Annotated in this window: 27 protein-coding genes; 18 read left to right on the top strand and 9 right to left on the bottom strand. The window is 70.8% G+C overall.

The window, feature by feature from the left end; translation table 11 throughout:
* Positions 1-112: 112 nt before the first annotated feature.
* Positions 113-583, bottom strand: a complete 471-nt coding sequence (locus tag ACWC09_RS29170) for an RDD family protein (RefSeq protein ID WP_450853894.1) — start codon at positions 581-583, stop codon at positions 113-115.
* A gap of 197 nt (positions 584-780) precedes the next feature.
* Here ACWC09_RS29170 and glnA point away from each other — a divergent pair, with 197 nt between their 5' ends.
* From glnA to pspAB, 5 genes are all read left to right on the top strand, one after another.
* Positions 781-2,190, top strand: a complete 1,410-nt coding sequence (glnA, locus tag ACWC09_RS29165) for a type I glutamate--ammonia ligase (RefSeq protein ID WP_450853893.1) — start codon at positions 781-783, stop codon at positions 2,188-2,190.
* Positions 2,191-2,317: 127 nt separating this feature from the next.
* Positions 2,318-2,575 (top strand): SCO2583/SCO2584 N-terminal domain-containing protein, encoded by a 258-nt coding sequence (locus tag ACWC09_RS29160; protein ID WP_450853892.1) that lies wholly within the window; start codon positions 2,318-2,320, stop codon positions 2,573-2,575.
* Positions 2,576-2,583: 8 nt separating this feature from the next.
* Complete coding sequence (locus ACWC09_RS29155) at positions 2,584-3,807, top strand: hypothetical protein (protein ID WP_450853891.1); 1,224 nt, start codon at positions 2,584-2,586, stop codon at positions 3,805-3,807.
* Positions 3,808-3,923: 116 nt separating this feature from the next.
* Positions 3,924-4,838 (top strand): zinc metalloprotease HtpX, encoded by a 915-nt coding sequence (gene htpX / locus ACWC09_RS29150; protein WP_450853890.1) that lies wholly within the window; start codon positions 3,924-3,926, stop codon positions 4,836-4,838.
* A gap of 18 nt (positions 4,839-4,856) precedes the next feature.
* Positions 4,857-5,441, top strand: a complete 585-nt coding sequence (gene pspAB / locus ACWC09_RS29145) for a PspA-associated protein PspAB (RefSeq protein ID WP_450853889.1) — start codon at positions 4,857-4,859, stop codon at positions 5,439-5,441.
* 3 nt (positions 5,442-5,444) lie between these two features.
* Here the strand turns inward: pspAB and ACWC09_RS29140 are convergent, their stop codons facing one another.
* From ACWC09_RS29140 to ACWC09_RS29130, 3 genes are all read right to left on the bottom strand, one after another.
* A complete protein-coding gene (locus tag ACWC09_RS29140) occupies positions 5,445-5,729 on the bottom strand; it encodes a hypothetical protein (RefSeq protein WP_450853888.1) in 285 nt (94 codons plus the stop codon).
* Positions 5,730-5,973: 244 nt separating this feature from the next.
* Positions 5,974-6,510, bottom strand: coding sequence for a hypothetical protein (locus ACWC09_RS29135; RefSeq protein ID WP_450853887.1), 537 nt, complete (start codon positions 6,508-6,510; stop codon positions 5,974-5,976).
* 100 nt (positions 6,511-6,610) lie between these two features.
* Positions 6,611-7,951 carry a DUF2252 domain-containing protein gene (locus ACWC09_RS29130; RefSeq protein WP_450853886.1) on the bottom strand — a complete coding sequence of 447 codons (1,341 nt, stop codon included), beginning with the start codon at positions 7,949-7,951 and terminating at the stop codon, positions 6,611-6,613.
* A gap of 269 nt (positions 7,952-8,220) precedes the next feature.
* Here ACWC09_RS29130 and ACWC09_RS29125 point away from each other — a divergent pair, with 269 nt between their 5' ends.
* Positions 8,221-9,405, top strand: a complete 1,185-nt coding sequence (locus ACWC09_RS29125; protein WP_450853885.1) for a winged helix DNA-binding domain-containing protein — start codon at positions 8,221-8,223, stop codon at positions 9,403-9,405.
* 140 nt (positions 9,406-9,545) lie between these two features.
* Here ACWC09_RS29125 and ACWC09_RS29120 read toward each other — a convergent pair whose 3' ends face one another.
* Complete coding sequence (locus ACWC09_RS29120; protein ID WP_450853884.1) at positions 9,546-9,860, bottom strand: hypothetical protein; 315 nt, start codon at positions 9,858-9,860, stop codon at positions 9,546-9,548.
* A gap of 154 nt (positions 9,861-10,014) precedes the next feature.
* Between ACWC09_RS29120 and ACWC09_RS29115 the strand changes: the two genes are divergently transcribed.
* On the top strand, positions 10,015-10,374 hold the full coding sequence (locus ACWC09_RS29115) for an arsenate reductase family protein (RefSeq protein WP_450853883.1): 360 nt from the start codon (positions 10,015-10,017) through the stop codon (positions 10,372-10,374).
* A gap of 107 nt (positions 10,375-10,481) precedes the next feature.
* Positions 10,482-11,168 carry a hypothetical protein gene (locus tag ACWC09_RS29110; RefSeq protein WP_450853882.1) on the top strand — a complete coding sequence of 229 codons (687 nt, stop codon included), beginning with the start codon at positions 10,482-10,484 and terminating at the stop codon, positions 11,166-11,168.
* A 3-nt stretch (positions 11,169-11,171) separates the two neighbouring features.
* Here ACWC09_RS29110 and ACWC09_RS29105 read toward each other — a convergent pair whose 3' ends face one another.
* Positions 11,172-12,041 (bottom strand): alpha/beta fold hydrolase, encoded by an 870-nt coding sequence (locus tag ACWC09_RS29105; RefSeq protein ID WP_450853881.1) that lies wholly within the window; start codon positions 12,039-12,041, stop codon positions 11,172-11,174.
* Positions 12,042-12,107: 66 nt separating this feature from the next.
* Between ACWC09_RS29105 and ACWC09_RS29100 the strand changes: the two genes are divergently transcribed.
* The 7 genes from ACWC09_RS29100 (at position 12,108) to ACWC09_RS29070 (ending at position 19,883) form a co-directional block, all read left to right on the top strand.
* A complete protein-coding gene (locus tag ACWC09_RS29100) occupies positions 12,108-12,557 on the top strand; it encodes a MarR family winged helix-turn-helix transcriptional regulator (RefSeq protein WP_450853880.1) in 450 nt (149 codons plus the stop codon).
* Positions 12,558-12,867: 310 nt separating this feature from the next.
* Positions 12,868-13,899 carry a glutamine synthetase gene (glnII, locus tag ACWC09_RS29095; protein ID WP_450853879.1) on the top strand — a complete coding sequence of 344 codons (1,032 nt, stop codon included), beginning with the start codon at positions 12,868-12,870 and terminating at the stop codon, positions 13,897-13,899.
* A gap of 485 nt (positions 13,900-14,384) precedes the next feature.
* A complete protein-coding gene (locus ACWC09_RS29090) occupies positions 14,385-14,972 on the top strand; it encodes a winged helix-turn-helix domain-containing protein (protein WP_450853878.1) in 588 nt (195 codons plus the stop codon).
* 76 nt (positions 14,973-15,048) lie between these two features.
* Positions 15,049-16,047, top strand: a complete 999-nt coding sequence (locus ACWC09_RS29085) for an NAD-dependent epimerase/dehydratase family protein (RefSeq protein WP_450853877.1) — start codon at positions 15,049-15,051, stop codon at positions 16,045-16,047.
* A gap of 195 nt (positions 16,048-16,242) precedes the next feature.
* On the top strand, positions 16,243-17,493 hold the full coding sequence (locus ACWC09_RS29080; protein WP_450853876.1) for a sensor histidine kinase: 1,251 nt from the start codon (positions 16,243-16,245) through the stop codon (positions 17,491-17,493).
* Positions 17,478-18,131: a LuxR C-terminal-related transcriptional regulator gene (locus ACWC09_RS29075; RefSeq protein WP_450853875.1), complete on the top strand. Its 654-nt coding sequence runs from the start codon at positions 17,478-17,480 to the stop codon at positions 18,129-18,131. Before ACWC09_RS29080 ends, ACWC09_RS29075 begins: the two co-directional genes overlap by 16 nt.
* 189 nt (positions 18,132-18,320) lie before the next feature.
* The gene (locus ACWC09_RS29070) at positions 18,321-19,883 is read left to right on the top strand and encodes a DUF1996 domain-containing protein (protein ID WP_450853874.1); all 1,563 of its coding nucleotides are present in this window, start codon (positions 18,321-18,323) and stop codon (positions 19,881-19,883) included.
* Positions 19,884-19,957: 74 nt separating this feature from the next.
* On the opposite strand, the gene ACWC09_RS29065 is transcribed toward ACWC09_RS29070, so the two are convergent.
* Positions 19,958-20,374, bottom strand: coding sequence for a hypothetical protein (locus ACWC09_RS29065; RefSeq protein WP_450853873.1), 417 nt, complete (start codon positions 20,372-20,374; stop codon positions 19,958-19,960).
* Between the two features lie 117 nt (positions 20,375-20,491).
* Here ACWC09_RS29065 and ACWC09_RS29060 point away from each other — a divergent pair, with 117 nt between their 5' ends.
* The 3 genes from ACWC09_RS29060 to ACWC09_RS29050 all read left to right on the top strand — a co-directional run bounded on the left by ACWC09_RS29060 (position 20,492) and on the right by ACWC09_RS29050 (position 24,002).
* A complete protein-coding gene (locus tag ACWC09_RS29060; protein WP_450853872.1) occupies positions 20,492-21,007 on the top strand; it encodes a tetratricopeptide repeat protein in 516 nt (171 codons plus the stop codon).
* A 61-nt stretch (positions 21,008-21,068) separates the two neighbouring features.
* Positions 21,069-23,030, top strand: coding sequence for a hypothetical protein (locus tag ACWC09_RS29055; protein WP_450853871.1), 1,962 nt, complete (start codon positions 21,069-21,071; stop codon positions 23,028-23,030).
* A gap of 282 nt (positions 23,031-23,312) precedes the next feature.
* Positions 23,313-24,002: a TetR/AcrR family transcriptional regulator gene (locus ACWC09_RS29050; protein ID WP_450853870.1), complete on the top strand. Its 690-nt coding sequence runs from the start codon at positions 23,313-23,315 to the stop codon at positions 24,000-24,002.
* Between the two features lie 9 nt (positions 24,003-24,011).
* Here the strand turns inward: ACWC09_RS29050 and ACWC09_RS29045 are convergent, their stop codons facing one another.
* Together ACWC09_RS29045 and ACWC09_RS29040 are read right to left on the bottom strand one after the other, a co-directional pair.
* Positions 24,012-24,371 carry a 5-carboxymethyl-2-hydroxymuconate Delta-isomerase gene (locus ACWC09_RS29045; RefSeq protein WP_450853869.1) on the bottom strand — a complete coding sequence of 120 codons (360 nt, stop codon included), beginning with the start codon at positions 24,369-24,371 and terminating at the stop codon, positions 24,012-24,014.
* A 36-nt stretch (positions 24,372-24,407) separates the two neighbouring features.
* Positions 24,408-26,030: a SpoIIE family protein phosphatase gene (locus ACWC09_RS29040; RefSeq protein WP_450853868.1), complete on the bottom strand. Its 1,623-nt coding sequence runs from the start codon at positions 26,028-26,030 to the stop codon at positions 24,408-24,410.
* Between the last annotated feature and the right edge of the window lie 42 nt (positions 26,031-26,072).

Below are 26,072 nucleotides of genomic sequence, written 5' to 3'. Positions count from 1 at the left end.
TGGCCCGCAGCCGCTGCTCCAGCTTGGTGCGCAGCTCGCGGGACTCCTCGAGGTCGGCTGACGGGTTCCGGCGCCGGCCCATTCGTATGAGGAAGGCAGGACAGGGAGTGCGTCAGATCCGTATCTCGACCGTGCGGGCCAGCCGGTCGTGAAGGCCCCTGCCGTCGCGGTCCCAGACCAGGGCCGGGATGGCGATGCACAGGAGGGCCGTGCGGATGAGGGCCCGCAGCGGGTTCGGGCGGCCCGTGTCGAGGGCGACCACGCGGAGGCCGAGGAGGCGCTTGCCCGGGGTGAAGCCGATGGTGCCGACCGTCAGGACGCCGAGTACGAAGAAGACCAGCAGGGCCCAGTTCCCGGTCGTCTGGGGGTGGTAGCCGTGCGTGATGAGACCGTATGCGATCAAGAGGCACAGGCCCCAGTCGACGGCCAGGGCGGCGAGCCTGCGGCCGGGGCGGGCGATCGAGCCCGGTCCTTCCTCCGGCAGACCCAGCTGCTCACCGCGGTATCCGAAGTCCACACCGGCTTCCTCGGCGGCCGCGCGGGGGCCGGAGAGCCAGGATCCAACTGCTTCCCTCTTGTCCACGCGTCCACCGTACTGCCCGTGTTCCGGGATACGGACAGGTGGGGTCAACCGGGCGGGGTCCGGTTAACTTGTGCGAAACAAATGGGTCACGCCCGAGAAATCACGCGTCCCTAGTGTCGAGGTCAGCGTGTGCCACCGCACTGGCCGCACGAACGAACTACCACCCCGGCAGGACGGTCGGGAGTAGGAGGAGCTGGATGTTCCAGAACGCCGACGAGGCCAAGAAGTTCATCGCGGACGAGGACGTCAAGTTCGTCGACGTCCGCTTCTGCGACCTGCCGGGCGTCATGCAGCACTTCACGGTGCCCGTCGAGTCGTTCGACCCGGACGAGGAGCTCGCGTTCGACGGTTCGTCGATCCGTGGTTTCCAGGCCATCCACGAGTCCGACATGGCGCTGCGCGCAGACCTGTCGACCGCCCGGGTCGACGCCTTCCGCCGTGACAAGACGCTGAACATCAACTTCTTCATCCACGACCCGATCACGGGCGAGCAGTACTCCCGTGACCCGCGCAACGTGGCCAAGAAGGCGGAGGCCTACCTCGCGTCGACCGGTATCGCGGACACCGCGTACTTCGGTCCCGAGGCCGAGTTCTACGTCTTCGACTCGGTCCGCTTCGCCACCTCGGCGAACGAGAGCTTCTACCACATCGACTCCGAGGCCGGCGCCTGGAACACCGGTGCCCTCGAGGACAACCGTGGTTACAAGGTCCGCTACAAGGGCGGCTACTTCCCGGTCCCGCCGGTCGACCACTTCGCCGACCTGCGTGCCGAGATCTCCCTGGAGCTGGGCAAGGCCGGCCTCCAGGTCGAGCGCCAGCACCACGAGGTGGGCACCGCCGGCCAGGCCGAGATCAACTACAAGTTCAACACGCTGCTCGCCGCCGCCGACGACCTCCAGCTCTTCAAGTACATCGTGAAGAACGTGGCCTGGCGCAACGGCAAGACCGCGACCTTCATGCCGAAGCCGATCTTCGGTGACAACGGCTCGGGTATGCACGTCCACCAGTCCCTGTGGGCCGGCGGCTCCCCGCTCTTCTACGACGAGGCCGGCTACGCGGGCCTGTCGGACACCGCCCGCTACTACATCGGCGGCATCCTCAAGCACGCCCCGTCGCTGCTCGCCTTCACCAACCCGACGGTGAACTCGTACCACCGCCTGGTCCCCGGCTTCGAGGCGCCGATCAACCTGGTGTACTCGCAGCGCAACCGCTCCGCGGCCATGCGTATCCCGATCACGGGCTCCAACCCGAAGGCCAAGCGCGTCGAGTTCCGCGCGCCCGACTCCTCCGGCAACCCGTACCTCGCCTTCTCGGCCCTGCTCCTCGCGGGCCTCGACGGCATCAAGAACAAGATCGAGCCGGCCGAGCCGATCGACAAGGACCTCTACGAGCTGGCTCCCGAGGAGCACGCGAACGTGGCGCAGGTCCCGACCTCGCTCCCGGCCGTCCTCGACTCCCTCGAGCGCGACCACGAGTTCCTGCTCGCCGGTGACGTCTTCACGTCCGACCTGATCGAGACCTGGATCGACTTCAAGCGCGCGAACGAGATCGCCCCGCTGCAGCTGCGTCCGCACCCGCACGAGTTCGAGCTCTACTTCGACGTGTGATCGACCCGTAGCTCACGGTCTGTCCTACGACGCCCCCGTTCCGGTTTCTCCGGGCGGGGGCGCCGTCGTATGGTTTCTGGCACTGCTGTTCGACAAGGACGACACTGCCAACCGGGGGGACACGGGGATGCCCGAACAGGACGATGACGAGCGGGAGTTCGACATCAGGTGGGCCGACCGGGCCGAGCACAAGGAGCCCTCGGCCCGGGCCCGGATGCTGGCCGCCCGCTGGAAGGAGAACCCGCCCGAGCCGCAGCCCTTCCGCGCCGACCCCGAGCAGGTCGGTCCGCGCCGGTCGTCATGGGCGTCGACGGCGATCGTGCTGGGGTGTGTGGCCGCGGTGATCCTGGTGCTGGGGTACGCGCGGTTCCAGGCGCCGTTCTAGGGAGCGCTGTGCGAGACGACATCAGGCGCGGGGCGCTGGTGGCCGAGCGGCTGCTGGCGGGCGCCCCACCCGCGGAGGTGCTCGGCAAGGCCGGTCCGCACGCCTGGCTCGAGCTGGATCTGGCGGTGCGCTCCTGGCGGGCGGCCACTCTGTCACTGCCGTCGCTGGACGAGGTCGAGGGCGCACGGCGCTCGTTGCGGACGCGTCTGCGGAGCCCCGCGCCGATCACCGAGTCCCGGCTCGCGGTCGCCCTCTGCCATCCGAACGGCAGGGTCCGGGAGGCCGCGCTGTTGCGGGCCGCCGCACAGCCCGCGTTGCTGCCGCTGGTCGTCGTCCGCTGCACGGACTGGGCGGATCCGGTGCGTGAGCGCGCCCGCCAGGTACTGCGGGACACCCTGACGCCGGACACGGCCGAGGCCCTCGCGCCGGTGATCCTGCTGGTCGGCCGCCGGGACCGGGGTGGCTTCGCCACCGAGCTGCTCGCCGACGTCCTGCGCCGAACGCCCCGCGCGCGCCTGATCGAGCTGCTCGCGAGCCCCGAACGGGAGATCCGCCGGTTCGCCCACCGCCTGGCGGTGGAGCAGCGGCTCCTCTTCCCCGTCGAGCTGGCCCGCAGGGCGGCCCATGACCTCGATCCGGTCGTCCAGGGCGTGTGCGCCGACACCGTCCTGGCCACCGTGACCGCCGACACCCCCGACGACGTGCTCCAACCGCTGCTCAGCGCCCGCCGGCCACGGGTCCGGGCGGCCGGAGTGACGGCGCTGCGGCCGGCCGGGCGGCCCGAGCGGGCCACGCCCTTTCTCACCGACCGGTCCGCGCTGGTGCGGGCGTGCGCGCGGTATGTCGTACGGCAGTACGGGACTGATCCGTTGCCGCTGTACCGCGGTTGGTGCTCGGCCGCCGATCCGGTTCCGGCGGCCGTGATCGGGCTCGCCGAGTGCGGGGAGCGGACCGATGCCGGGACGTTGTGGGACCTGCTGGGGCATCCCTCCGGTGCGGTGCGGGCCCGTGCGGTGGCCGGGCTCAGGGTGCTGGACGTGACGGACGTACGGCGGATGCGGGCGCTGCTCGACGACCCCGCGCCCGGCGTCGTACGCGAGACCCTGCGGACGCTGTTGCCGAGTGCGCGGCTGTTGCCCGGTGACTGGCTGCTGGAGCGGGCCGGTGACGAGCATCCGGCACATGTGCGGCGGGCGGCGCTTCGGCTGCTGGAGCGGCGGGGGTCGGCGTAGTCGGTGCGTTCGACCGGGACCTTTTGCAGCTCCTAGGGCCGATCGGAACCACTTCATGGCCTTCGCCGGGTGCACACTGGCAGTGGGACGAGTGCCTGACTGCGGGGTGATGGAAGATGCAGAGCCGCTTCCGGAGCGATCGGCGGTTGACCGTGCGCATGACGGTCACCATGTTCCTGCTCGGATTGCTGTACGTGGCCTTCGTCGTCGCGTTGATCGTGCTGCTGAAGTCGTGGCTGCTGGTCGTCGTGCTGATGGCCGCGATGTTCGTCGCGCAGTTCTGGTTCTCCGACCGGATCGCGATGTTCGCCATGCGTGGGCGGGTCGTGGAGCGCGAGGAGTATCCCGAGCTGCACGCGGTCGTCGACCGGCTGTGCGCGATCGCCGACATGCCGAAGCCGGTGGTCGCCGTGTCCGAGATGGACATGCCGAACGCGTTCGCGACCGGGCGCAATCCCGATCACGCGGTGGTGTGTGTGACGACCGGCCTGCTGCGCCGGCTGGAGCCCGCCGAGCTGGAGGGCGTGCTCGCGCACGAGCTGTCGCACGTGGCGCACAAGGACGTCGCCGTGATCACGATCGCGTCCTTCCTGGGTGTGATCGCCGGACTGATCGTGCGGTTCGCCTTCTACTCGCAGCTGTTCGGCGGCGGGCGCAGGGATCAGAACACCGCCGCGGTCTTCGCCGTCGTGATGGGCGTGTCGGCGGCCGTGTACGCGATCAGCTTCCTGCTGATCAGGGCGCTGTCCCGGTACCGGGAGCTGGCCGCGGACCGGGCGGCTGCGCTGCTCACCGGGCGGCCCTCGGTGCTGGCGTCCGCGCTGACCAAGGTCTCCGGCGACATCGCCCGGATCCCGACCAAGGACCTGCGTACCGCACAGGCCTTCAACGCCTTCTACTTCACGCCGGCGACCGGCAAGGAGCCCGGCATCGAGCGGTTCTTCTCCACGCACCCGAGCCTGGAGCAGCGACTGGACCAACTGGGGCGGATCTCCGCCGAGTTGGGTGAGGCAGCCACCCCCGAGAAGTGATCCGGAAAGGGATGATGCATGGGGCTCCTGGACATTCTGCTCGGCCGTACGAAGCCGGTTCTGCCCGATCTCGACCAGCTTTTCGCGCTGCCGTCGGCGGCCGTGACCCTCGAGGCCGCGGCCGGTTTCACACCGACCGGCAGCGGTGCGGTGTGCTTCGCCACGGTCGAGGGCGCGGCCTTCGAGCAGACGCACCGGGAGGTCCAGGCCCTGCTGGACGCGGACGCCGACCGGGACGGGCCGCCGGTGGAGCTGCGCCAGGATGAGTTCGGCTACTCCTGGCTGCTCTCCGAGCGCTCCCCCGACCAGCTGTCGGAGCTGGTCAATGATCTGCACGCGGTGAACAGTTCGATGGAGGTCAACGGCTTCGGGCCGCAGCTCCTGTGCTCCCTGGCCTCCTTCGAGGGCGAGGGCGGCAGGCGGCTCGCGCTGGTGTACCTCTACAAGCGCGGCACGTTCTACCCGTTCGCGCCGCTGCCCGGCGGTGGACAGCGGCGCGACAACGCGCTGGAACTGCAGGTCAAGGCTGCACTCGCCGGTGACCTGAAGATGGAGCAGGATCTGAGCCGGTGGTTCCCGGTGTGGGGTGCGCCCGGCCTGTAGGCCCTACTGGCTCTTCTCGCGCTGCTGGCGCCGGGACTCGAGGGGGCGCTCGCGCTGGTAGCGGCGCTCCCACTTGGCCTGCTGGTCACGGCGCTTGCGGTAGGCCTGGTACGTGGCCGGCGTGGAACCCGACGAGCTGCCCCCCGCCGACGACGACGATGCCGACGACGAGTCGCGGCCGTACTGCAGGTAGAGGAAGAGCACGCCGGCCGCGGCCAGCCACCAGACGTGGTTTCCGAATCCCAGGAAGACCAGGACGACGGTCCCGGCGATCAAGATGGTGCCCATGACGGGCCTCCGTGAGCGTGGGTGTGTGTACGAGCGATGATGGTTGGTCCCCCCGACGGGGCGCTGGGGGAGGGCGTCCGTCCGTCGGTGCGTAGAGAGTAGCCCCGAGTCCGCAGGGTGATGCCGGTTCTGCGGAAAGCGGTGGTGGGCGGCTCCGCAACGTGTGTCCAGAGTACGGACGCGATCACTCCGCGTGCATCTCCTTTTTCCCCGACCCGGAGTCGAGCGGTATGCGCGAACCGCATCAATGCCGACATAACGGTGGTGGTCGAGCGGCGCGAGGACGGGAAACAAGCACGCGGCCGAGGACAAGGTGATCCCCCCAACTCACCCCGTTCGGCGGCCAGTTGGTGCAGACCTCACTGAGCAACGCCGAGGAGGAACACCTCCGCGAGGCGATCGCGGCGGCACAGGCGGCACCGAAGGAGCAGGCGGCCCGGAAGGCGGAGGCGGCGAGCTGAGCGGACGCGGCTACGGTCGCCGGTCCGTCGTCAGCCCTGGGCGGCGTTCCCACCTCTCGCGCCACCTCCGTCAGTCGGCGATCACGGTCCAGGCTGCGGCCGGCCACGTCGGTGAGCGCCGCCTGAGCATCGTCCATGAGCAGCACGACTGCGCCGTTGTGGCCGTCGACGGGGCTGCAGCCGATCAGACAGGTGATCAACCGGCCCAGCCGGTTGCCGGCCGGGACCGGCAGTGGCTCGCCCCGGGCGCCGGTGTCGATGCGGCTCCGGATCGCCTCGGCCGGCTCGTCGGTGGGCGGTCCGAAGTCGTCCGCGCCCATCACGCCGCCCCGCCCGGTGTGACGGCACGGTCGAACGACGGGGTCGGCGTAGGCCGGAGGAGGCCGGTGTGGGCCGGACGGCGTCGGTGCGGATCCGGTGTCACACGTCGGGCGCCGCCCCGACCACCCCGGCGGCGATCGCCGCGCCCAGGGTGGCGTGGTCGTGGACGGTCTGGTCGCCGTAGGCGAGGGCGAAGTCGGTGACGGCGCGGTCGAAGGTGTCGGCGCCGCCGAGATAGGCGGCGATGGCGATGCGGTCGCCGGAGCGGGCGTGGGCGCGGGCCAGGGCGGTGCCGCAGAGGCGGGCGTAGGCGAGCAGGTCGGAGGGGCTCATGCCGGCGATGTCCGCCGAGCCCTTCATGTCCCGCAGCTGCCGCCAGTAGAAGGCACGTCCCTGGGGCCCGCTCATCCACCCCAGGAAGATGTCACTGGCCGCCTGCATCAGCCGCTGTCCCGCCACCACCCGATGCCCCGGATGGACGTACGGCCCCTGCGGGAGATGCTCCTCCAGTACGGACTTCCGGGCCTCCTTGATCTGCAGGAACAGCGGGTCGTCGCCGTCCCGCCCGGCGAGCAGCACCACGAAGCACCGCATGCCCACGCTCCCCACCCCCACGACCTTGCGGGCGGCGTCCACGAAGCGGTAGCGGTCCAGGAGCAGCCGGCGCTCCTCGGAGAGGGTGGAGCGGTAGTCGCTGAAGATCTTGCGCAGGGCGGCCATGTCGGAGACGCCCGCGGGTTCGAGCAGCGGTGGGTCGTGGACGATCCGCCGCCGTCCGTCGACGACCTCGGTCAGCTTGCCGAGGGCCTGCAGGCTGGTGCGGCGCCGGGCCCTGGTCAGACTGGACGCGGCCTGCCGGCGCCGGCGGGCGGAACGGACCAGCGGCAGCAGGCTGTCGGCGTCGATGCACTCGTACCAGACCTCCAGCTCACCGCGCCGGGCCAGCCCTCGCATGGTGGTCCGGTACGCGCCCACCGCGGCCAGCGCGGCGCCGCGGACCTTGGACTCGGCGTGCCCGTTCTCCCGCCCGGCCACGACGACGGAGGCCGCGAGCCTCTTCACGTCCCACTCGAAGGGCCCCGGATGCGTCTCGTCGAAGTCGTTGAGATCGAAGAGCAGGGCCCGCTCCGGGGAGGCGTACAGCCCGAAGTTCAGCAGATGGGCGTCGCCGCACAGCTGCACGGTGAGCCCGGTGTGCGGCCGGGCGGCGAGGTCGGCGGCCATCACGGCGGCGGCCCCACGCAGAAAGGCGAACGGCGAGGCGGCCATCCTCCCGTAGCGGATGGGCAGTAGCTCGGACAGCCGGTCGCGTCCCTGCCGCTCCAGTACGGCGACGGGGTCGGGGCGGTCGACGGCCGGGATCCAGGAGGCGTGGGCGGAACGGAGGACGCGCTTGCGGGCGGCCTTGCCGTTCTCGGCACGGCCGGCGGGGGAGGTCATGGGGCGGACCGGAGGTGTGCGGGCCGGTTCGCGGAGCGAGCACGCTGCGACGGCATGCCGGGGTGGTGCGCGGAGTCGGCGGCCCACTGCCACATGCTGCGCCTGCCCATCGCGCCTCCCGTCGTCCCGTGGCCGCTGCTTTCACCTCTTGATCGCAGTGAAGGCGGGTGCGGGGCGGTGCGCATGCCGGGTACGGCAATCGGGTGGCGGAGGCCCGTTGTCAGTGGCGTCCGCGATGATGCAGTCAGGGTCGACGGGGTGGAGGACGGATGAGCGGCAGGGACCGGCACGTGAGGGTGGCGGAGCGGCGGGCACGGCTGGCGCTGCGGCACCGGCTCGCGGGGACGGCGCGGGGTGCGACGCCGGAGGAGATCGCCGACGCGCTCGTGGCACTGCACGGCACGGACCCGGCGACGGTGTACCTGGCGCTGGGCGCGCGCCTCGCGGACCCGGCCGGGACGGTCACCGAGACGGACCGGGCGCTGTACGAGGACCGTTCCCTGGTCCGGATGCACGGCATGCGGCACACGGTGTTCGTCTTCCCCACCCACCTCACGGCGGTCGTCCACGCGTCGACCGGCCTCGCCGTGGCCGCCCGGGAGCGTGCCTCGCTGGTCAAGAACATGGCGAAGGCCGGGGCACCGGACGCGGCCTGGCTGAAGGAGGTCGAGGAGTCGACGCTGGCCGTGCTGGCCCGCCGCGGTGAGGCCACGGCGGCCGAACTCGCCGAGGACGAGCCGCGGTTGAGAGAGCAGTTCGTGTACGCGGCCGGGAAGAGCTACGAGGGCGTGCACACCGTCTCGACGCAGCTGCTGCGGGTGCTCGGCGTGGAGGGCAAGGTGGTCCGCGGCCGCCCGCTCGGCTCCTGGACCTCCACTCAGTTCCGCTGGGCTCTCGCACCCGCCCATCCGGAGCTCGAACTCGCCGATTCCCAGGCGGAGTTGCTGCGCCGCTGGCTGACGGCGTGCGGGCCGGCCACGGAGGCGGACCTGAAGTGGTGGACGGGCTGGAAGGTGACCGACGTCCGGCGGGCGCTGACCGCGATCGGGGCACAGTCGGTCTCGCTGGACGAGGGCACGGGCTACGTCGTAGAGGGCGACGCCGATCCGGTGGCCGCGTCCGTGGAGCCATGGGCGGCACTGCTGCCGGGGCTGGATCCGACGGCCATGGGTTGGCAGGGCCGGGACTGGTATCTGGCGCCGGACCTACGGCCGTCGCTGTTCGACGGGAGCGGGAACGTGGGCCCGACGGTGTGGTGGGACGGGCGGGTGGTGGGGGGTTGGGCTCAGCGGGCCGACGGCGAGATCGCGTGGCGGCTGCTCGACGAGAAGGGCGTGGGGCGGGAGGGCAGGTCCGCGATCGAGGCGGAGGCCGAGCGGCTGCGGGGGTGGATGGGGTCGACGAGGGTGACGCCACGGTTCCGGACGCCGGTGGAGCGGGAGTTGGCGAGCTAGTGCTGTGACCGGCCAGCAATATCCAGCCCGTCCGGCGTTTGAGGACGAGGCCGTTCAGGCCGAAGCGGGGTTTGCAGCGCCCAGGACGACGGCACCGAAAGCGCCGGGCACCCCGAACAGGGGCACCCGGCACCACCGGCTCACCGTGTGTAGCGCATCAGCGCCCGCACCATGTGGCACGTCGTGTCCGACGGCGGGTGGACTCCGATCGTCTCCGCCGTGCTTCGGATCGTCTCGTTGCGGGCCTGGTTCGGTACGTACACGCCCGAGTCGAGCAGCGCGATGGCCAACCGCATCGCCTTGAGGCGCCGGTTGTGCGAGACGTACCACTCGCGCGGGCGCCCCGGCGGCAGCGGACGCTTCTCCAGCGGGGCGTACGGCAGGTCGAGCAGGACGGGGTGGGTCGCGGTGGACTGGGTCGGCAACGGCTTCGGCTTCAGTGCGGCAGCGGGCACAGGCATCCTCCTGTCGCGGTGAGGGTGCGGGAAAGGACGGGGGCTTCGGCACCCCCCAACACCCTCGAACACTTCTTCTAGTGTACCGCCCACCACTGACAAAAGGCCCTGGCCACAAGGGCTTTCAGCCGCTCCCAGGGGTACCGTGGGCCCCATGGAGATCTGGATCAACCCGGCCTGTTCCAAGTGCCGCAGCGCCATCGGCCTGCTCGACGCCGAGGGCGCCGACTACACCGTCCGCCGCTACCTGGAGGACGTACCGACCGAGGACGAGATCAGGGACGTACTCGGCCGTCTCGGTCTCGAACCGTGGGACATCACCCGCACCCAGGAGGCCGCGGCGCAGGAACTCGGGCTGAAGGAGTGGGCCCGGGACGAGACTTCGCGGGACCGCTGGATCAAGGCGCTCTCCGAGCACCCCAAGCTGATCCAGCGCCCGATCATCACGGCGGAGGACGGCACGGCGGTCGTCGGACGCACGGAAGAAGCCGTCCGGGACGCTCTCTCCCGTTAACTCCCCTGTGACCCACGTTACTTCAGTGACTCCTGTAACCGCTGAGTAACCTCGTTCGGTATCTCGTACATAGCGGCGTACGCTCCCCTACCTCTCAGGAGGCGCGCATGTCGCGCAGGAGAACTCTCGGTACGAAGAAGAAGCTCGCGCTGCTGGTGAGCGCGGCGGCGGTGGCGGGAGGCGGTGCCTTCGTCATGGCGAGCACCTCGAACGCCGCGCAGAGTCCGGGGGCCAGGACCTTGTCCGCCGCCGACTCGAACGTCTGCCAGGGGCTCGCCACCGCCCTCGGCAACAACCAGAAGTTCATCGCCGGGCAGAAGGCGAACCCGGACGCCCAGTCCGCGGCCCGGATCGCCAACCGCGAGGCGGTCGTCGCGCAGATCAAGGTCCAGCAGAAGGCGTCGGGTTGCACGGTTGGGGAGTCGGCTCAGGACTCCCAGGCCGCGCAGCCCGCGCAGAACGGCCAGCAGTCCGCGCAGCCCTCGCAGGCCGCCTCGGCACCCGCGGGAAACGCGGGCGGAAACGCCGGCGCTACCGCCGCCTCGGGCCCGCAGGTGTGCAACGGCTCCACCGTCACCCTCTCCGGTGAGGGCGGCGTACCTGCCGCGTCCAGCAACCAGTTCCCGGCCGGTACGACACTCAAGGTCACCAACCTGGACAACAACAAGTCCACGACGGTGAAGGTCACTTCGGTCTCCGGCAGTTGCGTCCTGCTCAACAACGCGGCCTTCGAACAGGTCCGCGAACCCGGCAAGTTCCTGATCCGGCGCGCACTGATCCAGAAGGTGGGGTGAGGCCTAACGTCGTAGGAACTCCGTGAGGCGGCGGCCGAGTTCGGCGGGTGCGGACTGCGGCAGCGCGTGATGCGAGACATCCGGCAGTACGACCGTCTCGACGCGCGGCAGCAACGCATCCGCCCTCTCCGCCACCTTGTACGTGTCATGGGTCCTGCTGCTCTCGGCCAGGAGCAGCAGGACCGGCGTGTCCAGGCCGCGCAGCGCCTCCGGCGCAGGGCGAGGACCGGTCAGCGGCTTCGATACGGAGGGGAAGCCGGCGGCCGCCTCCTGGAGGCGCAGCCAGTCGGGGTCGAGGGTCACCCCTCCCCCGGTCTCCCACTCCAGGAAGGCCCGGACCCGTCCGGAGGTCGGCCGCAGCATCAGCGGCAGGGCGTGCAGCAGGTACGCCGGGCGGAACCCGGCGAAGCACATGGCGGGGTCCAGGAGGAAGAGGCGGCGTACGCGCGCGGGGGCGTGCAGGGCGTAGTGCAGGGACATCCAGGCGCCGTACGAGTGCCCGCCCAGGTCCGTCTCCGGCACGCCGAGGGCGTCCAGCACCGCGTCCAGCCAGGCCATCAGATCGGCGACCGTACGGGGGTGACGGTCGGCGGTCCCGGTGGTGCGGCCCGCGCAGCCGACGAGGTCGACGGCGAGGACGCGGTGGGTGCGGGCGAGCTCGGCGGCCTGGGCGTACCAGGTGGCGGAGGTGGCTCCCCCGCCGCCGGGGAGCAGGACGACCGCGGGTCCGCAGCGGGGCCCGCAGGCGTTGACGTATGCCGTCCCGAACGGTGTCGGCACGGTCAGCGCCTCGCGCTCGGCGGGCCACTTGGCCATGACCTTGTCGTAGGCGGCGAGGAAGCCGTCCCTGTCGTAGGAGCCGCGAGCGTTCACCGGAACCTCCCTTATTATCTCGCTCAGCGAGATACTTGGTGAACGAGATAATAGTCGGAGGCAGTCGTGCACAACCAGGGAGCCGAGCTGGAGGTCGTCCATCTACTGCGCGCGGTGACCGTCGAACTCGCCCTGCACAGCGCCCGGTTCGCGAACCACAACGGCATGCATCCCACGGACGTACGCGCCCTGATCGCCCTGCTGGACGCCTCGCGCGCGGGCGAGGAGATGACGGCCGGGCGGCTCGGCGCCGGGCTCGGGCTGAACTCCGCCGGGACGACCGCGCTGGTGGACCGGCTGGAGCGGGCCGGGCATGCGCGGCGGGTGCGGGCCGAGGGAGACCGGCGCAAGGTCGTGATCGAGGTGGAGGAGGCGGCGGTCGAGCTCGGGTGGGCCTTCTTCGGGCCGCTGATCGGGCGGGCGGTGGAGCTGCTGCGGGGGTACGACGAGCGGGAGCTGGCCGCGATCAGGGGGTTCCTGGAGGGGGTGCGGGAGGCGGCGGCCGAGGAGGGCTGAGCGACCGGCCCCGGCGCACGGCCCGCTCATTCCCATCGCATACGAGCCGTCGCGGGCCCGTCGGGTCCGCGCCCGCGAACGACCGCCCGCAGCCGTGTTCCTGTCGACTCGCCGTCCCTCATACCGCCGCCGGCCCGCCCTCACAGCGTGAATCGCGCCACACCAACGCCAGGTAACACGGGGTTCACATTCGAGCAATCGACGGGAAATCGCCTGTTGACAGGCTCGCGGACATCCACCGCGGCGCCCCAGTGCCGCAGCGCCGCAGCACCCGCAAGTGCGATCAGACACACCCCGAAGGAAGTGGCTCGTGACCTTCAAGGCTGAGTACATCTGGATCGACGGCACCCAGCCGACGGCCAAGCTCCGTTCCAAGACGAAGATCATCGCGGGCGAGCCCGTCGGTCTGGACGCGCTGCCGATCTGGGGCTTCGACGGCTCCTCCACGAACCAGGCCGAGGGCCACTCCTCCGACCGTGTCCTCAAGCCGGTCTTCACCTGCCCGGACCCGATCCGCGGCGGCGACGACATCCTCGTCCTGTGCGAGGTCCTGAACATCGACTTCACGCCGCACGAGTCCAACACCCGTGCCGCGCTGACCGAGGTCGCCGAGAAGTTCGCCGCGCAGGAGCCGATCTTCGGCATCGAGCAGGAGTACACCTTCTTCCAGGACGGCTACCCGCTCGGCTTCCCCAAGGGCGGCTTCCCGGCCCCGCAGGGCGGCTACTACTGCGGTGTCGGCGCGGACGAGATCTTCGGCCGTGAGGTCGTCGAGGCGCACCTGGACAACTGCCTCGCGGCGGGCCTCGCCATCTCCGGCATCAACGCCGAGGTCATGCCCGGCCAGTGGGAGTTCCAGGTCGGCCCGGTCTCCCCGCTGGAGGTCTCCGACCACCTGTGGGTGGCCCGCTGGCTGCTCTACCGCACCGCCGAGGACTTCGGCATCTCCGCCACCCTCGACCCCAAGCCGGTCAAGGGCGACTGGAACGGCGCCGGTGCGCACACCAACTTCTCCACCAAGGCGATGCGCGAGGGCTACGACGCGATCATCACCGCCGCCGAGTCGCTCGGTGAGGGCTCCAAGCCGCTGGACCACGTCAAGAACTACGGCGCCGGCATCGACGACCGCCTGACGGGCCTGCACGAGACCGCCCCGTGGAACGAGTACTCCTACGGCGTCTCCAACCGCGGTGCCTCGGTCCGTATCCCGTGGCAGGTCGAGGTCGACGGCAAGGGCTACATCGAGGACCGTCGCCCGAACGCCAACGTCGACCCGTACGTGGTGACGCGTCTGCTGGTCGACACGTGCTGCTCGGCGCTGGACAAGGCCGGCCAGGTCTGAGTTTCGGCTTCTCGCAGGGGGCGTCCACCGTTCGCGGTGGGCGCCCCTTCCGCGTTGTGCCCGGGTGTCGCCGGGCTGTCCGCGATGTGGGACGGCGATCCGGACACGGCGATCGGGGGCACGCCCTTGACCTGGCACAAACGCCTGGTGGGGTGAGGTACGCAACGCCAATGTCAGGCCAGGGAAGTGTCCGAGCAGTGAGAGAAGGCTCCTCGTGAGGGGCATGGTCTGCTTCAATGGGCGCATGGCCGACTACCAGAACTACACCGCGACGGGTCGCCACGACCTTGAGCCGTTCTGGCCTTCCCGTCAGCACCATGACTTCGACCGGGTGTGTTGTCGCGCGATGAACGCGCCGGCCCTCTAAAGCCGTACACCCCGGCCTTCGGCCAGCGCGAACGACGTACGTCCCTCGGTGCGCCCGACCACGAATCGTGGCCGCCGTCCTCCCAGACGAACTCCTCGCGCGAAAGAGCTGACCTCTCATGGCGACCACTCGTTCTCTCTCCACCGCCACCCTGACCGCCGCCCCGTCCCAGAACCCGACCGCACGCCACCGACTGCGCGCCGTCGACCGGGACGAGGTCGTCGACGTGGCGGACTTCCTGCCGCCCGGCGCCACCTGGCTGCCGGCTCCGCAGCACACCCTGCCCACCCTGCCGGGCCGGCCGCCGATGATCGGCTACCTGGTGCTCGTCCCGGCCGACCAGCAGCCGCCGTTCCTGCCCGTGGCGGTGCCCGACCACGCCGATGTGCGCGTCGGCGCCGGCCAGGGCGGCGACCCGCTCGTCCGCATCGACTCCGTGCAGCGCACCGCCGACGTGGACGGGCGTGAACTCGACCTCACCTACCTGGAGTTCGAGCTGCTCGCCCACCTCGTCGCGCACCCGAACCGGGTGCACACCCGCGACCAGCTGGTCACCACGGTGTGGGGGTACGGCCACGTGGGCGACGGCCGCACCGTCGACGTCCACATCGCCCGCCTGCGCCGCAAGCTGGGCGCCGAGCACCGGAACGTGATCCAGACGGTGCGGCGGGTCGGCTACAAGTACACGCCGCCGACGGGCCGTTGACCGGCCGGGCTGCCGCTCTTCTGCCGACGGCAGATTGACGTTCCGTCCCGCGGGCGAACCGGGCAGAGTCACCTGCATGAGACTTCTGGTGCTGGGTGGTACGGAGTTCGCGGGACGCGCCGTCGTCGAGGCGGCCCTCGGGCGGGGCTGGGAGGTGACCGTCTTCAACCGAGGACGGCAGTCGCCTCCGGCGGGCGTACGGGCACTGCGGGGCGACCGCCTCGCGCCCGACGGGCTCGCCGCGCTGGCCGGCGCCGACGGCGAGTGGGACGTCGTCGTCGACACCTGGTCGGCGGCGCCCCGGGCCGTGCACGAGTCGGCGCGGCTGCTGCGCGGTCGCGCCGGGCGGTATGTGTACGTGTCCAGCCGCTCGGTGTACGCGTGGCCCTCGCCGGCCGGGCACGACGAGGGGGCGCCGTTGGTCGACGGTGCCGAGCCCGACGCCGACAAGACCGACTACGCCCGCGACAAGCGGGGCGCCGAGATCGCGGCGGTGGACGCCTTCGGTGCGGACGACTCCGTTCTCGTGCGGGCCGGCCTGATCCTCGGACCGTACGAGAACGTCGGGCGGTTGCCGTGGTGGCTCGGGCGGATCGCTCGGGGTGGGGCTGTGCTGACGCCCGGGCCGCGGGAGCTGCCGCTGCAGTACGTCGATGTGCGGGACATGGCCGAGTGGATTCTCGGGGCGGCCGAGCGGGGGTTGAGCGGACCGTACAACCTGGTCAGTGCGTCGGGGCACGCGACGATGGGGGCGTTGCTGGAAGCGTGTGTGGAGGTCACCGGGGCTTCGGCCGAACTGCGGTGGACCGAGCCGAAGTTGATTCTCGACGCCGGGATCGAGCCGTGGACGCAGTTGCCGGTGTGGACGCCGCCGGGGACGGACATGCACGACTCCCTGCACTCCGGGGATGTTTCGCGGGCGTTGGCGACGGGGCTGGTGTGCCGGCCCGTGGAGGAGACCGTCGCGGATACGTGGGAGTGGTTGCAGGACGTCGGCGGTGTGGTGCCGCTGAAGGAGGGGCGGCCACCGGTGGGGCTGGACCCGGTGGTGGAGGCGAAGGTTCTGGGGTTGTGAGTCGAGTGCGGGGCCGTGGGGGCTGGTCGCGCCCACGCGGCGGAGCCGCATAGTGACGGCGGCGGAGCCGCATAGTGACACAGCCCCGCGTCCCTGACGGGGGGCGCCGCACCCCCGGGGTGTATGTGGCACCACCCCCTCACCGGGGGGCTTGGCCCAGTGACCCCCCGTTTTCGCTCGGACAGACTTGGCGCCATGGACATCTCTTCAAGGGTTCGGGGCGTCGCTCTCGCGGCGGGGCGGGGGTTCGTGGTGGCTCTGGTGAGCCTTCCCGGGGCGGTGCTCGGGTTCACGTCGGCCCTTGTGTCGATGGCGCTCATACCTGTCGGCATCGGGGCGTACACCACGCCCTGGGTACTCAACGGGGTGCGGGCCTTTGCCGACTGGCGGCGGGTGGTCGCCGCGGAGTGGTGTGGGGTGCGGATTCCTTCGGCGTATCGGCCCGTTCCGGAGAACGTCAATCCCTGGGCGCGGACCTACGCCATGCTCCGTGATCCGGCCACCTGGCGGGATCTGCGGTGGCTGCAGGTGGACATGACCGCGGGGTTCGTCACCGCGCTGCTGCCCGCGGTGCTGGTCTTCTATCCGTTGGAGGGGCTGGCCGTTGCCGTGGGGCTGTGGCGGCCGTTCTCCGCGTACGGGGGTTACTGGTACGGCTTCGTGCACGTCACCGATCAGGCCTCCGCGCTCGGTGCCGGTGCGCTGGCCGGTGTGCTCCTCGTCTTCGCCTACCGGTACACCCCGTTCCTGTTGTCCGCCCACTTCCAGCTCACCAAGGCGGTACTCGGCGCGGGCCAGGGCGAGTTGGCCGAACGGGTCCGGGTGCTCACCGAGACCCGGCGGGACGCCGTGGACACCTCGGCCGCCGAACTGCGGCGTATCGAGCGGGACCTGCACGACGGGGCGCAGGCGCGACTGGTGGCGATGGGGATGGATCTCGGCACCATCGAGATGCTCATGGACAAGGACCCGGCGAAGGCCAAGCAGCTGCTCGCACAGGCCCGGCAGTCCTCCGTGGACGCGCTCGGCGAGCTGCGTGAGCTGGTGCGCGGGATTCATCCGCCGGTGCTGGCCGAGCGCGGACTGGGCGATGCCGTACGGGCGTTGGCGCTCCGGCTGCCGCTACCCACCGAAGTGACCGTGGAGTTGGCGGGGCGGGCGGACGCGCCGGTCGAGTCGGCCGCCTACTTCGCCGTCAGTGAGGTGCTCACCAACGCCGTCAAACATGCGGACGCCGAACGGATCTGGATCGACCTGCACCACGGCGAGGGGCGGCTGCGGGTCACCGTCACCGACGACGGCAAGGGCGGTGCGGTGGTCGGGGCCGGTTCGGGGCTGGCCGGGGTGGAGCGACGGCTCGGTACATTCGACGGCGTCCTGGCCGTCAGCTCTCCCTCGGGCGGTCCCACCATGGTCACCATGGAGATCCCTTGCGTGTTGTCCTAGCCGAAGACCTCTTCCTGCTGCGCGACGGACTGGTCCGGCTGCTCGAGGCCTACGGCTTCGAGATCGCCGCGGCCGTCGAGTCCGGCCCCGAGCTCGCCCGTGCGCTGGCCGAGCTGGAGCCGGACGTCGCCGTGGTCGACGTACGCCTCCCTCCCACGCACACCGACGAGGGGCTGCAGTGTGCGCTCAGGGCGCGGGAGGAGCGGCCCGGGCTGCCGGTGCTGGTCCTCTCGCAGCACGTGGAGCAGCTGTACGCGCGGGAGTTGCTCGCCGACGGGAGCGGCGGGGTGGGATATCTGCTGAAGGACCGGGTGTTCGACGCGGAGCAGTTCGTGGACGCCGTACGGAGGGTCGCGGCGGGTGGTACGGCCATGGATCCGCAGGTGATCCAGCAGTTGCTGGCGCGGCGGAGCGGGGAGGACCGGCCGCTCGGGCGGTTGACGCCGCGTGAGCTGGAGGTTCTGGAGCTGATGGCTCAGGGGCGGTCCAACGCGGCGATCGCGGGGCAGCTGGTGGTGACAGAACGGGCCATCGCCAAGCACACCTCCAACATCTTCGCCAAACTGGGGCTTGAGGTGTCGGACGACGACAATCGTCGCGTTCTGGCGGTCCTCGCCTATCTGGACCAGGATCGGTAAGCGATTGCTGATTTTCCGTAACTTCCGCTGCTCAGGCGGCGGTTGGGTGTTAACGGACGAGTAAACCTCTGATTTGTTTGTGGGGCGGCTGAACACCCCTGGGACCGCACCCGTATCAATGGGCGCCGCTTCACTCCTGTCGGGCGCCTCGATGCCCCGCCAAGCCCGCAAGGAAGTCAGAGGAGTTCCATGGGACGCAACAATCGAAAACGCCGTACGCCGCTGGCCACCAAGGCCATAGCCGCATCGGCGGCCCTAGCGCTTGGTGGGGGCGGGCTGATCTGGGCGAACTTCTACGCCTCGGCGCACGAGTCGAACAACTCGGGGCAGAACCAGACCAAGGCCGCCGCCGCGTCGGTGGCCACGATCGCCTGCCCGGACGTCGGCCAGAAGCTGACGAACGTGCCCGCCAAGGCCCAGCAGGGCGTGGCGACGGAGCTGGCCAACCTCGACAAGCAGATCACCGAGGCCTACGCCCGGCTCGCCTCCACCCGTCAGGCGCAGGCGGGCGACGCGAACTTCGTGCAGAACGCGATCGTCGGCCCCCTGAAGGAGAAGCGGTCCGCGACCATCGACCGGATCCGCATCGACATCCAGCGGGTGGGCGGCCAGGTCGACGCGGCCTCGCTGCAGGCCCTCGCCGCCTGCACGACGCAGACCGCCAACCAGACCACGGCCGGTGGTGGCAACAACCAGAACGGCCAGAACGGTCAGAACGGCCAGAACAACAACGGCGGCCAGCAGAACAACGGTGGCCAGCAGCAGGGCAACGGGCAGGCCTCGGCCGCGCCCAGCGCCAGCGCGAGCGCTCCGGCCAACGTCGGCGGTCAGGCCGGCAACGGCCCGGTCGCGGCCGACTTCGTGGACATCACGAAGGTCCAGCCGAACGTGGCGGCCAAGCCGCGCGCCAACGGCAACGGTTCGACGGGCACCTTCACCACCAGGTGCGGTGTGAACGCCAACAAGAACCACAACACCGACAACGTGATCGTGGCGCCCGGCGTGACCAACGGTGCGCACCACCTGCACGACTACGTCGGCAACCAGAAGGTCGACGCGTTCGCGACCAACAACACGCTGATCGCGGACCAGACCAGCTGCCAGAACCAGAGCGACCTCTCGGCCTACTACTGGCCCGTGGTCCGTATCCAGGACGGCACGCAGGACTTCGACCAGAACGCCGCCGGCGGTGGCACCGAGGGCAACGTCGGCAAGATCCTGACGCCGGTCCAGGCGCAGATCAAGTACGTCGGCTCGCCCACCAGCAAGGTCACGGCCATGCCGCAGTTCCTGCGCATCATCACCGGTGACGCCAAGACCACGACCAACGGTCTGGCGAACGCCAACGCGCACTGGAGCTGCACCGGCTTCGAGAACAAGGTCCAGCTGACGACGCAGTACCCGATCTGCCCGCAGGGCAGCAACGTGGTGCGCACGTTCGCCTTCCAGTCCTGCTGGGACGGCAAGAACATCGACAGCGCCAACCACCGCACGCACGTCGCCTTCGCCGACGCCAACGGCAACTGCACCAACGGCTTCAAGGCGATCCCGCAGCTGACGATGCGCCTGGTGTACAAGATCACCCCGCCGGTCCTCGCGAACGGCCAGGTGAAGAACGCCTACGCGGTGGACGGCTTCCCGGAGCAGCTCCACAAGCCGGCCACGGACCACGACGACTTCATCGCGGTCTTCAAGAACAACCTGGCGACCACCATCGCCAACTGCATCAACCAGGGCAAGAAGTGCCAGTGATCCAGCAGCCATAGGAAAGCGGGCGGTGGGATTCTCCCACCGCCCGCTTTCTTTTGCGGTCCGCGCTACGAGGCTCAGCCGCTGTGACCGGTGTGCGCGCTGTGGTTGGTGCCGATCTCCTCCTCGCCGCCCAGCGTGGTCTGCAGCTTCTTGACCACCTTGTCGTCGCCGACGGCGACCCACTTGCGGCCGACGAGGTAGAAACCGCCGTAGTCCTTCGCGTCGTTGATCCACTCGCGCTGACCCCGGTCGGTGGCGAAGGTGACGAAGACGTACTTGCCGTCGGAGGTCTTGCAGATGGCCTGACGTACCTCGTCGGAGTCGATCTGCATGTCCGGCTTGCACTTCGCCTTGGCCGCCAGACTCTCCAGCGTGCCGGTGGCGGTCACGGGGATCTTGGCGGCGGCGTCACTGTCTCCGGATCCACAGCCCGCCAGCCCCAGGACGGCCGCGGCGCCGGCCACGGCGAGCATCGGTCGGGTCAACCTCATGTGTTCCTCCGGGTCGCTGTTTCTGGCCCGGGCCGCAAAGGCCCGTTTCCTTTCATACGGCTGTGGGGCGCGGGGCGCTCAATTCCAGTGTGGGCGTAGGTACAGGTGTGCGAAGGTATGCCGGTGAATCTGAACTGGGAAGATCGCGTGACCGCCGCCTGGGCCACGCTCGACGACTATCCGGAAGAGCGGGCAGCCGATTTCCGTGCCGTGATCGACGCGCTCGTCGCCGAGTTGCCGGAGGGCAGTCCACTCGGACCGTTCGAGCAGGCCTCCGCGTGGGACTCCACGGGCCACTCCGACCAGGCGGTTCCGCTGTACCGGGAGGCGCTGGCGCGCGGGCTGAGCGAGGCCAGCCCGTACAAGGGCCGGCGGGCGAAGATCCAGTTGTCCAGTTCGCTCAGGAACACCGGTCGGGCCGAGGAGGGCGTCAAGCTGCTGACGCCCGAACTGGACGCGCCTTCGGACGAGTTGGACGACGCGGTACGGGCATGTCTGGCGCTGTGTCTGTCCAGCCTCGGCCGGGACCGCGAGGGCCTCTCCCTCGTACTGGGCGCCCTGGCCCCCCATCTGCCGCGCTACCAGCGGTCGATGGCGCACTACGCGCGGGCGCTGGTCGAGCCCGAGGGCTGACCGGCGGATCGACTCGCCCGGGTGGGGGTGACCATCGGACGATTCGCTCGTTCTGCTGAACGTGCAGTCACAGGATGTCGCCCCGCGCCCCGCACCCTCCCCCGCCGACCAGGTCGTGGACGTCGAGCAGGCCGAGGCCGCGCTCGTCGAGCACTACCCCCGGCTGGTCCGGCTCGCCTACCTGGTGCTGCCGCCGAGCCTCGGCCGCAACCGCCGTGTGGTGACCGCACACGCCCTCACCCAGCGCGCCCTCCCCAAGGGCCGGGCGTCGGCACCGGTGATCCCGGCCCAGTCGACCGGCCGGGACGTCGACCTCGGGTACGCCTTCGTCCGCCTCCAGGTTGTGCGTAGGGCCCTGGAGGCGGGCCTCCCGCTGAAGCGCACGGCGTTCCCGAAGCGCTCCCAACTCCCGCCGCTGCTCCCCCAGGTGTGGGGCCTGCGGCTCTTCCCCCGCTCCGGGGGCGCCGACGAGCTCGCCCTGGACCAGCGCCTGTCGGCCCTGACCTGTCCCGCCCGCGCCGCCTATGTCCTGCGCAGCCTGGAGAAACTCCCCGACGGCGACATCCGCGGGATCCTCACGGCCGCCGGCTGCGACGACGTGGACGACATCGAAGCAGCACTCCGCGAGGCCGACGACGTACCGGCGTCGCAGCACCCGCTCCTCGACTCCCCCGAGTTCGACCCGTGCTCGCTGCAGGCCAGGCCCACCGATCTGATGCGGCGCAGACAGCACACCAAGGCCGCGCTGGCCGCGGCCGCGGCGCTCGCGGTGTGCGGGGCGCTGGTCACGCTGCCCGGGGGCGGCTGGGGCCCCGACGGCGCCGCCGCGCCCGCGTACGCGCAGAACCCCGCGGCCGAGGCCGCCCTCGACCCCGCCAGGCTGACGACGGTGGACCCCACGGCCTGGGAGTCCTCCGCGCGCACCGACTTCTCCGTCTGGCCCGCGCGTGGTGAACTCACCGGCGACAAGGCCCTGTTGCGCCGCGCCCTCGCCGTCTGGGCGCGCCCCGGCGAGAGCGTCCAGGTCTCGGCGACACCGGGCACACCGTCCGGCGGCCCGTCCGGCCCGCCGCAGCTGCTGTACGCCGGGATCGTAGACAATGCGCGGGTCGTCATCCTCTACGACGGTCTGCGCATCGTCCGGTACGCGGAGCCCAAGGACGGCACCAAGGGCGCGGGGCTCGACTTCGCGCGGGTCGACGGCGCGGACCGGGCCGAGGCGAGTGCGGTGGTACTGGGGCGGGCCGACGGCAACGTCCGCTATCTGACGGCGCCCTGGATCACCAAGGCCGCCGAGCGGGATCTGCTCAAGCCGAACTCCGGGGCTGGGCGCACCTCCCACGCCTTGGGGACAGCGGGGGAGGATCTCGGTCTCGACAAGGGGATCACGGCACCGTTCGCCAGCCCCGCCCAGCGGACGGGCAACTGCACCTCATGGAACGTGCTGCAGCTGACCGACGGTACGGGGACCCGGCTGATGACCGACCTCGGCGAACTGGTCCCGGCCCAGCTCACCGTCGGCCGTCCCGGCGCCACCCGGAACGCCTCGGCGGCGGGGGTGCCCGCCTGGGCGCCGTACGCCTGCTCGCTGGCCTCGGTGCGGTCGGCGGGCGTGCGCGATGTCAACGCGTGGACGTATGCCACGCAGCCCCTGCCGGACGCGAGCGGGGCGGCGGACTGGGTGTGCACACGGGCGGAGACCTGGCGGGGCGGCGGGACGCGGGTGCTGGCGCAGTTCCGGACGCCGGGCGGGACGTACGGGGCGGTGGCGGCGAAGTCCGAGAACGGACCGGAGTGCGGCGCGAAGGATCCTGCGGTGCTGGCCGGGGTGCTGTGGAAGTCGGCGGCGGGGAACTGGTATCTGCTGGCCGCCGGGAGTCACGGGACGTCGACGGTGGCGGCGAGTGGTGGGGTCCAGGCGACTGCGGGTGGGAATCTGCTGGCGGCGCGGGCCGAGCAGGGGGCACGGGCCGAGCTGAAGGGCACCTTGCGGGACGGGCGGGTGATCAGTGGGCTCCGATAGGAAAGAGGGGGCTTGCTGACAGCAACGTGAAAAGGAGCTGGACGTGCCCGAGGGAGCCGCCGTCCACTGCTGCGGGCCCTCGAACGGTTCGCGCCCCACGTCGCGCACGGCGCCGCCTTCGCGGTCGAACTCCAGTACAGCGGGCGGATGTTGACCGTAATCCTGCGAGCAGGGGTCGATCCGCGTTTCACGGGCGCGAGGTGATCGAGTTGTGCTGGATATGTGAACGCCGTTGGGCGGACCGGTCCGTTCCGGGCCGGATTCGATCGGTAAGGTGTTCGCATGACTACCGGGGTACGCCGCAGAATGGGAGTCGAGGAGCGGCGGCAGCAGTTGATCGGCGTGGCCCTCGAACTGTTCAGCCAACGCTCGCCCGACGACGTCTCCATCGACGAGATAGCGGCGGCCGCGGGGATATCCCGGCCGCTGGTCTACCACTACTTCCCCGGCAAACTCAGTCTGTACGAGGCCGCGTTGAAGCGTGCCGCGCAGGATCTGGCGGGCCGGTTCGACGAGCCGCAGGAGGGTCCGCTCGGGGACCGGCTGCGGCGGGTGATGCGCCGGTTCTTCGACTTCGTGGACGACCACGGGCCCGGCTTCTCGGCGCTGATGCGCGGCGGCCCGGCCGTCGGCTCCTCGGCGACCAACGCGCTCATCGACTCCGTACGGCAGGCCGCGTATGTCCAGATCCTTTCGCATCTGGGCATCGAGGACCCGCCCGCGCGCCTGGAACTGGTCGTCCGGTCCTGGATCTCGCTCGCCGAGTCGACCGCGCTGATCTGGCTGGACGGCCGGCGCATCCCGCGCGCCGAGCTGGAGACCCAGCTGGTGCACGACTTCGCCGCGCTGGCCGCGGTGAGCGCCGCCTACGACGAGGAGATGTCCGCGCTGCTGCGCCGCATGCTCACGGACGAAGCGCCGGACGGACCCTTCGCGGAGCTGGTCGCCCGGCTGATCGCGCTCGCGTCCTGAGGAGGGGCCTCAGCGCTCGAACTTGCGGTACGACGGGTCGAGGTCGCGCACCTCGGCCGAGCCGTGCAGCACACCGGAACCGTCGTCCTCGATGTGCTTCTTGAGCAGTTCGAGGACGGCCTCGGTCAGCTTCGCCTTCGTCTCCTCGGTGCGGCCGGCGAGCAGTCCCAGCGTGACGTGCACGACGGCGTGGCCGAGGTCCAGGGGGTCCTCGTAGCCGAACGCGGTGACCTCGGAGGGACGGAACCGCGTCTTGCACGCCTCCGGCTTGGCGGCCGCGATCTCGACGAGCGCGCCGTGCAGGTCCCGTGCGAAGCCCTCCCGGTCGAAGTTGAGGTGCTTCGAGTGGTCGACGGTGATCTGCGGCATGGGGCACTCCTGTTCTACGGCGGCGACACGCCCACCCTAATTCCTCAGCTGGAGGGCGAGCATCGCGATGTCGTCCTCGCGGTCGTGGCCGAAGGAGGACAGGAGGGTGTCGCAGAGGGCGTCCAGGCCGGGGAGGGCGCCGGTGGCGGCTGCCTGGAGTTGTTCCATCGAGGCCGTCAGGTCGGTGCCGCGGGTCTCGATCAGGCCGTCGGTGACCATCAGGAGCCGGTCGGCGGGCTCCAGGAACAGCTCGGTGGGCGGTGGATGCGGCAGGCCCACGCCGATCAGCGGTCCCGCCGCCTTCACGTACTCGGCGCCCCCGGTCTCCCGCAGGATCAGCGGCGGGATGTGGCCGGCGTTGGCGATACGCGTGCGCCCGGTGGCGGGGTCGATCAGGACCAGGCAGACGGTGGCCGTGACATCGGGGTGGTAGCGCTGGAGCATCCGGTCGAGGCGCTCGGCGAGCACGGCCGGGTCGTTCTCCTCCACGCAGTAGGCGCGCAGCGCGTGCCGGATCTCGACCATCACGGTGGCCGCGTCCAGCGAGTGCCCTACGACATCGCCGACCGCGGTCAGCACCCCGTCGTCCAGGCGCAGGGCCGCGTAGAAGTCGCCGCCGATCTCGGTCTCCCGGGACGCCGGCACATAGCGCACCGCGAGATCGACGCCGGGCAGCTCCGGCAGCCGGTGCGGCTCGGGCAGGAAGCTGTGCTGGAGGGTGAGCGCGACATGCCGCTCGACCTGGTACATCAGCAGGGGCTCGGCGGCCAGCGCGGTGGCCTGCGCCAGCTGGGCCAGCAGCGCCTCGCCCTCGGGGCTGACCCGGCGCAGCCCGCGCGTGGGCGTGGCCAGGCACACCGGGGCCTGGCCGTCCTGGGTGAGGACCAGCGCGAGCCGGGCGTCGTGCTGCACACCGGGCCGGAAGAACCCGGCCGGCCACAGCGGCGCGGGCACCGTCGTGATCTGCACCCCGCCCTGCCCGCGCGTCAGCCGCCGCAGCAGACCGGCCACCGTCCGGTGCGCGCCCTCGTCCGGCAGCGCGAGCGAGGTGCGCGCCCGGTACAGCCCGCGGTACAGCTCGTCGTCCTGGTCCAGGACGAACACGGCGGCCGGGCAGCCCAGCAGCCGCGCGGCGCCGTCGGCGGCGGCATCGGCGAGCTCCTGCAGCGAACGGGCCGCCTGGATGGTGACGATCGTCTCGGACAGCAGCTGCAGCCGCCGCACCAGCGCCTGGTCGTCGGCCCGCAGCCGGGCGGCGCGCACCGCGGCCCGCACCGCCGCCTCGATCTCCTCGGGCTCGGCCGGCACGGTCAGATAGGCCTCGGCGCCCGCGACCAGCCCCTCACAGCGGTCGGCCGGAGGCGTGGACAGCGCCGAGAAGTGCACCACGGGCAGATTCGCCATGTGCGGCCGCTCCTTGAGCCGACGGCACAGCTCGAAGCCGCTCATGTCCGGCAGGTGCACATCGACGAGGGCCACGTCGGGCAGGGTGCCCTTGCGCCGCCGTACGTCGAGCTCTACCAGCGCCTCGCCGCCGCTGGCGACCGGGACGACCTGATGGCCGGCGCGGCGCAGCACCGTGCCCAACGCGTACCGGCTGGCGGCCACGTCGTCGACGACCAGCACGGTCGTGTCGGTCAGCTTGCCGTTGACGTCCATCTGTCAGCCCTTGGACAACGCCGGTGGGGCGAACCCGGGATC

It is taken from the genome of Streptomyces sp. NPDC001617 (assembly GCF_053596855.1).
Note: the sequence above shows the minus strand (reverse complement) of the source record. Positions and strands in the feature narration are given on the sequence as shown.

Coding starts and splice junctions, on each gene's coding strand:
- glnA (WP_450853893.1), top strand. CDS start 781: ATGTTCCAGAACGCCGACGAGGCCAAGAAGTTCATCGCGGACGAGGAC.
- ACWC09_RS29160 (WP_450853892.1), top strand. CDS start 2,318: ATGCCCGAACAGGACGATGACGAGCGGGAGTTCGACATCAGGTGGGCC.
- htpX (WP_450853890.1), top strand. CDS start 3,924: ATGCAGAGCCGCTTCCGGAGCGATCGGCGGTTGACCGTGCGCATGACG.
- pspAB (WP_450853889.1), top strand. CDS start 4,857: ATGGGGCTCCTGGACATTCTGCTCGGCCGTACGAAGCCGGTTCTGCCC.
- ACWC09_RS29140 (WP_450853888.1), bottom strand. CDS start 5,729: ATGGGCACCATCTTGATCGCCGGGACCGTCGTCCTGGTCTTCCTGGGA.
- ACWC09_RS29135 (WP_450853887.1), bottom strand. CDS start 6,510: ATGGGCGCGGACGACTTCGGACCGCCCACCGACGAGCCGGCCGAGGCG.
- ACWC09_RS29130 (WP_450853886.1), bottom strand. CDS start 7,951: ATGACCTCCCCCGCCGGCCGTGCCGAGAACGGCAAGGCCGCCCGCAAG.
- ACWC09_RS29125 (WP_450853885.1), top strand. CDS start 8,221: ATGAGCGGCAGGGACCGGCACGTGAGGGTGGCGGAGCGGCGGGCACGG.
- ACWC09_RS29115 (WP_450853883.1), top strand. CDS start 10,015: ATGGAGATCTGGATCAACCCGGCCTGTTCCAAGTGCCGCAGCGCCATC.
- ACWC09_RS29110 (WP_450853882.1), top strand. CDS start 10,482: ATGTCGCGCAGGAGAACTCTCGGTACGAAGAAGAAGCTCGCGCTGCTG.
- ACWC09_RS29090 (WP_450853878.1), top strand. CDS start 14,385: ATGGCGACCACTCGTTCTCTCTCCACCGCCACCCTGACCGCCGCCCCG.
- ACWC09_RS29085 (WP_450853877.1), top strand. CDS start 15,049: ATGAGACTTCTGGTGCTGGGTGGTACGGAGTTCGCGGGACGCGCCGTC.
- ACWC09_RS29080 (WP_450853876.1), top strand. CDS start 16,243: ATGGACATCTCTTCAAGGGTTCGGGGCGTCGCTCTCGCGGCGGGGCGG.
- ACWC09_RS29070 (WP_450853874.1), top strand. CDS start 18,321: ATGGGACGCAACAATCGAAAACGCCGTACGCCGCTGGCCACCAAGGCC.
- ACWC09_RS29065 (WP_450853873.1), bottom strand. CDS start 20,374: ATGAGGTTGACCCGACCGATGCTCGCCGTGGCCGGCGCCGCGGCCGTC.
- ACWC09_RS29060 (WP_450853872.1), top strand. CDS start 20,492: ATGCCGGTGAATCTGAACTGGGAAGATCGCGTGACCGCCGCCTGGGCC.
- ACWC09_RS29050 (WP_450853870.1), top strand. CDS start 23,313: ATGACTACCGGGGTACGCCGCAGAATGGGAGTCGAGGAGCGGCGGCAG.
- ACWC09_RS29045 (WP_450853869.1), bottom strand. CDS start 24,371: ATGCCGCAGATCACCGTCGACCACTCGAAGCACCTCAACTTCGACCGG.
- ACWC09_RS29040 (WP_450853868.1), bottom strand. CDS start 26,030: ATGGACGTCAACGGCAAGCTGACCGACACGACCGTGCTGGTCGTCGAC.